This is a genomic window from Marinimicrobium sp. UBA4209, from assembly GCF_002381585.1.
Classification (GTDB): domain Bacteria; phylum Pseudomonadota; class Gammaproteobacteria; order Pseudomonadales; family Cellvibrionaceae; genus Marinimicrobium; species Marinimicrobium koreense.
In genome coordinates, this window is sequence record NZ_DFTP01000075.1 from 9,824 (window position 1) to 17,481 (window position 7,658).

7 protein-coding genes are annotated in these 7,658 nt (G+C 60.4%); 1 reads left to right on the top strand and 6 read right to left on the bottom strand.

Annotated features, from left to right (window positions below):
* From B3187_RS11140 to B3187_RS11150, 3 genes are all read right to left on the bottom strand, one after another.
* On the bottom strand, nucleotides 1-320 hold a 320-nt coding region (locus B3187_RS11140; protein ID WP_286806463.1), incomplete at its 3' end, for an FGGY family carbohydrate kinase.
* Between the two features lie 74 nt (nucleotides 321-394).
* Complete coding sequence (gabT, locus tag B3187_RS11145) at nucleotides 395-1,672, bottom strand: 4-aminobutyrate--2-oxoglutarate transaminase (protein WP_123639069.1); 1,278 nt, start codon at nucleotides 1,670-1,672, stop codon at nucleotides 395-397.
* A gap of 37 nt (nucleotides 1,673-1,709) precedes the next feature.
* Nucleotides 1,710-2,549 (bottom strand): CLCA_X family protein, encoded by an 840-nt coding sequence (locus B3187_RS11150; protein ID WP_286806464.1) that lies wholly within the window; start codon nucleotides 2,547-2,549, stop codon nucleotides 1,710-1,712.
* Nucleotides 2,550-2,643: 94 nt separating this feature from the next.
* On the opposite strand from B3187_RS11150, the gene B3187_RS11155 reads away from it, so the two are divergent.
* Entirely contained in the window at nucleotides 2,644-3,696 is a 1,053-nt protein-coding gene (locus tag B3187_RS11155) for an NAD(P)-dependent alcohol dehydrogenase (RefSeq protein WP_286806465.1), read from the top strand.
* A 41-nt stretch (nucleotides 3,697-3,737) separates the two neighbouring features.
* Here the strand turns inward: B3187_RS11155 and B3187_RS11160 are convergent, their stop codons facing one another.
* The 3 genes from B3187_RS11160 to B3187_RS11170 form a co-directional block, all read right to left on the bottom strand.
* Nucleotides 3,738-5,567 (bottom strand): SLC13 family permease, encoded by a 1,830-nt coding sequence (locus B3187_RS11160; protein WP_286806466.1) that lies wholly within the window; start codon nucleotides 5,565-5,567, stop codon nucleotides 3,738-3,740.
* A gap of 7 nt (nucleotides 5,568-5,574) precedes the next feature.
* Entirely contained in the window at nucleotides 5,575-6,498 is a 924-nt protein-coding gene (locus tag B3187_RS11165) for a hypothetical protein (RefSeq protein ID WP_286806468.1), read from the bottom strand.
* Nucleotides 6,499-7,658, bottom strand: a 1,160-nt coding sequence (locus tag B3187_RS11170) for a deoxyguanosinetriphosphate triphosphohydrolase (protein ID WP_286806470.1), incomplete at its 5' end; no start/stop codon positions are given. It abuts the gene before it with no gap.

Below are 7,658 nucleotides of genomic sequence, written 5' to 3' on the forward strand. Positions count from 1 at the left end.
GCGGTGCGGCGGTCCTGCCAGACAATGGCGGGATAGGTCGGCGTACCCGTGGTTTTATCCCACACCACGGTGGTTTCCCGTTGATTGGTGATACCAATGCCCAGCACGCGCTGATCGCCGGAGAGTTGGTCGAGCGCGTCGCGGCAGACCTGAGTGGTGACCTTCCAGATTTCTTCCGGATTGTGCTCCACCCAGCCGTCGTCGGGGAAGTGCTGGGAAAATTCCTGCTGGGCCTTGGCCACCATGCGCCCATCCGGGGCGAACACAATGGCGCGGCTGCTGGTAGTGCCCTGGTCAATGGCAAGGATCAGATCAGACATAGTCGCTCCCGGGTCTATGCAAGTGCACTAAGCATAGCACTCCGGGAGCGGGGGTTTGGGGAAAACCCCGGTCTTTAGGCAGAGAGCTCCGCCAGTGCCGATTCCACAATCGCCAATCCCTCTTCCAGCACCTCATCTTCAATGGTGACCGGCATCAGGAAGCGGATGGCATTGCCGTGCATACCGCAGCTGAGCAAAATCAGGCCCTTCTCCTTGGTCTTCTTCAGCAGCTCCGCCGCCAGATCCGGACGGGGCTTGCGGCTCTCTTTGCTGTCCACCAGCTCAAAAGCGGCCATGGCGCCCAGGTTACGGCCGTTGTCCACATTCGGGAACTTCTGCTCCCACTGCGCGAAACGGGCGGCAAGAGTGTCGCCCAACCGCTGACTTTTACCCAGAATGTCTTCCTTTTCGAAAACATCGAATACCGCCATTACCGCGGCGCAGGCCAGGGGGTTACCGGTGTAGGTGCCGCCGAGGGAGTTGGGGCCGGAGCTGTCCATGATGGTGTCGGTACCGACCACGGCGGAAATGGGCATGCCATCGGCCATGCTCTTGGCCATGGTCATCATGTCCGGCTCCACACCGCTGTGTTCGATGGCAAACAGTTTGCCGGTGCGACCAAAACCGCTCTGCACCTCGTCCACCACCAACAGGATGCCGTGCTCATCACAGATCTTGCGCACGGCTTTCAGGAAACTCGGTGGTGCCGCGTAAAAACCGCCCTCACCAAGCACCGGCTCGATAAAGATCGCCGCCGTCTGTTCGGGACTGGAATCGGTTTTCAGAGTCATTTCCAGGCCGCGCAGCGCCTGCTCTTCGCTCATGCCGTGGTACGGCACCGGGAAAGGTGCGCGGAATACCATGCCCGGCATAGGACCGAAGTCGCCCTGATAGGGATTGACCTTGCCGTTCATGGCCATGGTCATGAATGTGCGGCCGTGATAGCCACCATCAAAGCAGATCACGTTGGTGCGACCAGTAGCCGCCCGGGCAATTTTGACGGCGTTTTCCAGCGCTTCGGCGCCGGAGTTGGCCAGCATCACTTTGGCGTGGCCCCGTACCGGGGTGTGTTCACTCAGCTTCTGCGCAACGTTCACGTAGCCTTCATATGGCATCACGGTCTGACAGGTGTGCATCAGTTTGTCCAACTGGCCTTTGACCGCATCCACCACGGCCGGGTGGCGGTGGCCAATGTTGAGCACACCGATACCGCCCGCAAAGTCGATAAAGCGTTTGCCATCGGCATCCCACAGTTCCGCATTCAGTGCATGGTCGGCAAAGTTCGGATTGGGGCTGGCCGCGCCGGCCGCCACATAGCGTTCTTTCAGTTCATTCAGCGATTTGTTGTTCACGTTTCCGTCTCCTTTGGCGCTGGGTCAGCGCGTGATGTTATGCCTCGGCAGACTGGTAGAGCGCCTGCCCAAGATGGGTGAAATAGTCCTGAAACGCGGCGTTTACCCGCGCGCGTTGCTGGCCTTGAGGGTAGAGCCCCAACCGGGCCTCATCGGTCTGCCGGGTGCCCGTGACCAGGAAGCTGTTTTTGATCGGTGCGTCCTGCACGTAAGCCTCAAACGCCCGGGCACAAAGCTCTTCGGGCAGCGCGTAATACACCGTTCCCATTCGCTTGTCCTGCTCGGCAGAGCGCTCGAACAGCTCGCTGGGAGCGGTGCCAGCTTCATTCAATAGCACAGTGTGGTAACAGTTACGCAACCGGTCGTTCAACGGATGACTGAGCCCGGCGGCATTCGCCAGCCAGGCCTTGGACCCGAAGCTCGCACCCGGAACCGGCGCAAACGCCTTGTCGCAAATATAGTGGTCAAAGGCGTGAAACCATTCGTGGGCAATGCTGCCCGGCCCGGCGTTCTTGGCCAGGGCAAAGGTGTGGGTCGCGGGCTCATAGTGAGCCGCCACGCCCCGCTGACCGCCCTGCCCGTATTGCAGCGCCAGGGTGCCACGCAGCGAAATCAGCCCTTCCGGCCCTTTGAGTATAGCCATCAAATCGCACAGAGCGTCGTAAAACAGCCCGGCCGCGCGCTGTTTCTCCGCCTCGGTGACCCACCGACCCAGGCTGATTGATCGAAACCCGAACCGGCGACGAATATCCAGGAAGGTGGGTTCATCAGCCGCGCCGTCATTGGCCCGCGACTGAGGGCCGCAGCGGTGAAAACGACGCTGTAAGAAGCCTGAATTGGCTTGAGAGCGAGCCTGACGCTCGTGAGGAGGTGTCATAAACCTTGTAATACCGCAAAACAGGTCCCTAGTATGGCGCCATCAATCAGGTAACACCACCCCATTCACACAATTCACCACCCGGAGATGATGTATGACGGAAGCCAAAGCCTACGCCGCTCAGTCCGAAACCTCGGGCATGACCCCTTTTGACTTTCAGCGGCGCGAGCTGCGTCCGGACGACGTACGAATCGATATTGACTACTGTGGCGTTTGCCACACCGACATCCACTTCGCCGAGAACGATTGGGGCGCGAGCATTTACCCCGTAGTGCCCGGCCACGAAATCATTGGGCGGGTGACCGCAGTGGGCGATCAAGTCACTGGCTTCAAGGTGGGCGATGCCGTGGGTGTCGGCTGCATGGTGGATTCCTGCCGCACGTGCACCGCCTGCAACGCGGGTCTGGAGCAATACTGTCAGGAAGGCATGGTGGGCACTTACAACGGTAAAGACCGACACGATGGCAGCGTGACCTACGGAGGCTACTCAGACCACGTGGTGGTCAGTGACCGCTTTGTGCTGCGCCTGCCGGAAGCGCTGGACCCCGCCGCAGCCGCCCCGATTCTGTGCGCGGGCATTACCACTTACTCGCCTCTGAAGCACTTTGGTGTCAAGGCCGGAGACAAAGTGGGCGTGCTCGGCATGGGAGGCCTGGGGCATATGGGCGTCAAATTTGCCAAAGCGCTGGGCGCCGAAGTGACCATTTTCACCCGCTCCGAGAGCAAGGTCGGCGAGGCCAAACAACAGGGGGCCGACCATGTGGTGGTATCCACGGACGAGCAACAGATGGCGGCGGCTGAAGGGCAGTATGACTTTCTTCTGGACACCATTCCGGTGCAGCACGACCTGACACCCTATCTTAACTGCCTGGGCGTGGATGGCACCCACGTGCTGGTGGGGCAGATCGACACCATCGAGCCGAGCATCCACACCGGCGCCCTGATCGGCAAACGCCGGACCCTGGCCGGCTCAATCATCGGCGGTATCCCGGAAACCCAGGAGGTGCTGGATTTCTGCGCCGAGCACAACATCACCTGCGATGTGGAAATGATCAACATTCAGGACATCAACACCGCCTATGAACGCATGAAAAAAGGCGATGTGAAGTACCGGTTTGTGATCGACATGAAAAGCCTGAAGGGCTGATGCACCAACGCTCCGGGTATGGACTTATGGCTTGAGGGTCATCACAGTGGCCATACCCAGAGCAGCAGCGGCGTGCCCACCAGTACCACAATGATTTCCATGGGGAGGCCCAGCCGCCAATAATCCCCGAAGCGGAAACCACCCGGCCCGAGAATCAGGGTGTTGTTCTGGTGGCCGATGGGGGTCAGAAAGGAGCAGGAGGCACCGATTGCCACTGCCATCAGCAGGGTATCGGGGTTGACGCTGAGCACGGCGGCACTGCTGATAGCGATCTGGCACATGACCGCCGCTGTAGCCGCATTGTTCATGAAATCGGACAGGGTCATGGTGATGACCATCAACAGCACCACCGCCACGATGGCATTGCCGCCGGCGACATTTTCCAACAGGATTTGTGCCAGTAAATCCGCCGCGCCGGTCGAGGCCATGACCCCGGCAACCGGAATCATGGCGGCCAGCAACACGATCACCGGCCAGTCGATAGCCTCGTACATCGAACGCATCGGCAGAACACCGCTGACCATAAAGCCAAGCACCCCGGCGGCAAAGGCCACCGCCGCGGGCACCCAGCCAATGGCCGCGGCCAGAATGGCCAGCCCCATGATGCTCACCCCCAGGGCGGCCTTGCCTTTATCGGGAACACCAATGGAGCGCTCGGCCAACGGAATACAACCAAATTCCCTGCCAAAGGCACTGATCGCATCGCTTGAGCCCTGCAGCAACAACACGTCCCCGGCCCTGACCCGAATGGAGCGCAGGCGCTTGACCGAGCGCTTGCCCTGACGGGAAACGGCCAACAGGTTGATACCAAAGCGGGTCCGCAGCCGGATGTCGCTGGCACTGCGCCCGAGCAACGTTGAACCGGGCAATGCGGCCCATTCCTGGAGAGCACTGCCACTGTCGTCCCCCGACTCTTTCTCACTCTCTTCGTCGTCGGACGTCGGCGCTGAGGCTTGCTCCGTCTCATCGTCTGATTCGGTCTCAACGTCCTCTTCCAGCGCCAGGCCCAGACTGGAGAGCACCGCTGACAGCGCCTCAGGCTCCGCCTCGAGAACCAGGATATCCCCGGCCCGCAGCACGCGGGCCGGATTGGGCGCCTGGACTCTCAGGTCATTGCGCACCAGCCCGACGATCTGTGCTTCATCATTATCGAGCAGCGCCTCGGCCTCGCGCAGCGGTTTACCGACCACCTTGTTCTTCTCAGTGACCCGCACTTCGGTGAGGTAATGGCCGGTCTCAAAACTTTCGACCCCCGCCGGCTCGCGCCGGGGCACAAGCCGCCAGCCGATGACGGTGATAAACACAACACCGGTCAGTGCGACCAGGGCCCCGACCGGGCTGTAATCGAACATGCGAAACGGCTCACCACTGAGATCAGCGCGGAAGCCGGACACAATCAGGTTGGGAGGTGTCCCGATCAGGGTGGTCATCCCCCCCAATATGGTGCCGAACGCCAGCGGCATCAGTACCACGCCAGGGGGGACCTCCTGCTTGCGGGCCAGTTGAATCGCTACCGGCATCAATAGCGCGAGCGCCCAGACATTATTCATAAAGGCCGACAGAAACGCGCCCAGGGCTGTCAGCATGGCGGCGCCAATGGCCAGGCCCGCATTTTTGGGCAAGAGCTTTTGGGCAAGTACATCTATCGCACCGGTGGACTGCAATCCACGGCTCAGAACCAGTACACAGGCAACCGTAATCACCGCACCGTGGCCAAAGCCGGCAAACGCGTCCTGCCCCGGAATCAACCCGGTGAACACACAGGCCAGCAAGGCCGCCAGAGCCACCATGTCATGCCGCCAGCGTCCCCACAGGAACAGGCCAATACTGGCGGCCAGGATTGAGAGAATCAGCGTTTGATCCAGGGTCATTGAGACGCTACTCCGTGGGCTCCAGGCGCAGGTTATCGAGATAGATCCAGCGGGGCTCGGTCACCCCTGAGGTAAAGAGTAGCAGACGGATCATCCGGGCCAGATTCATCCTGCGGGTTTCTGGCGCCGAGGCAATGTCCTCCAGCGGAATGCGGTAGTGGTTCCAGCCGGGAGCGACCTCCAGCCGGCCGTTGTACCGATCCGAAAACAGTCCTTCATTGCGATCATGGGTGGCGTCATTGATCCGCAGGGTCATGCGCAGCGTGTCATCGCCGGGGTTGAAAATGGACAGGCTTAGCGCCTGATAACCGCGCCAATCATCCACCAGCCGGCTAAGATGCGTGCCCGCGTAGGGGTTCTTGTCGGTACTGATCAGTCGCACCGCCAGACTGTACTCCCCCTGGGCCACGGGTTGGCGGACACGCTGTACATCGCCCTCCCAGAAAGGCACATCCCAGCGGGATTCAAAATCACCGAGAACCGGAAACTGGCGATGCTGCCGGTACTCGGCCAGGCCAAGCACCAGCACCGACTGCAATTGCCAGAGCACCAACACAGTGGCGATAACCCGACCGGACCAGACCCAGCGGGTCGCCGGCTGGCCCCAGAAAAGGCCCATCCAGGTACCGACCACGTTCAGGAGAATATCCTTCCCACTCGCCTGCCGATCCACCAGAGTCTGCAGGCCCTCGATCAGAGCGCTCAGCACCACGACCACCAACGTGAGTGCCAGCCATTGATGGGGCGCCCGCAGCGGCCAACGCCCCTGCCACCAGAACATCAGGCAGGCGAAGAACACCCAGTGCCCCTGCTCCCAAGCTTCCCGAATGACGGGCGCGGAGAGCCAGTCCGGCCCGCCGATAAAAAACAGCGGGCTGGCAATCAGTACGGGAATCAACAGCCAGTCGCGATGCTCCTTCAGGCGCTGCATTCAGTAGCGGACCTCGCCCATGCCATTGAATTGCTTGGCCAGGTTGGTGGCATAGTTGTCGGTCATGCCACTGATGTAGTCGATCACGGCCATCAGGGCCTGGTATTTATAACGCCCTTCCTGGGCGAACACCGAGGGGTGAAAGTTGTTGTCGCCCATCAGTGCCAGCACCCGATTGTCTTTGTAGGTGACCTGATCCGGATCACCCAGTAGGGCATCAACGGCCCCGCACAGGGTGCTCAGCAGGGTGCCGATGGTGTTGTAGGCACCGATTTCCAGCTCGACCCGTTTGGCGTGGTTGAAAATGCGCTGCTTGGCCAGATCCTTGGCGGCCTGCACGGCGGTACGGACATTGTCATCGCACAGCGAAATCAGATCACCCTTCACAGTCCCGGCCAGAAAATCTGCACGATGCTCCATGAAGGCGTCGGTACCGGAGTCAATCAGGGCTTCAATCACCTTGCCGCGCAAGATCGCCGGCTTGCGTCCGTCATCCACCTTATTGAGATTGCGTTCCAGTTCGGGAATCTGCACTGGAGGAATCACCCGGCGCAGAATGTCATAGATTTCCGGCCAACTGAGAATGCCCATCTCCAGGCCATCCTCCAGGTCCAAAATGCCGTAACAGAAGTCGTCCGCTGCCTCCATCAGGTACACCAAGGGGTGCCGGCAATACCAGTGCTCGCCGATCGGCAACAGACCGGTGCGCTGAGCGATTTCGTGAAAGTAGTCCAGTTCAGTCTGGAAGATTCCGTACTTGTTATTTTTGGGGCGTTGGTTCTGGACGCTGGGCGTCGCCGTCCAGGGGTATTTGATGGAAGCGCCCAGGGTCGCGTAGGTCAGGCGCATGCCTTCTTCGTATTGGTAGTACTCCAGCGTGGTCAGCACTCGCAGACTCTGAGCATTGCCCTCAAACAGTCGAACATCATCTCGCTCGGCTTCGGTCAACCCCTCCAGGTACACGCGCCCTTCTTTTTGAAACCAGTTTCGAATGGCCTCTTCGCCGGTGTGGCCGAACGGCGGGTTACCGATATCGTGGGCAAGACAACTCGATTGGACGATATCGCCGATGTCGGTGGGGAGTAACGGTCCCGGCAATTCCCCCCGGGCCTGCAGGGCATTGCCCACACGCATGCCCAGCGTGCGCCCGACACAAGCCA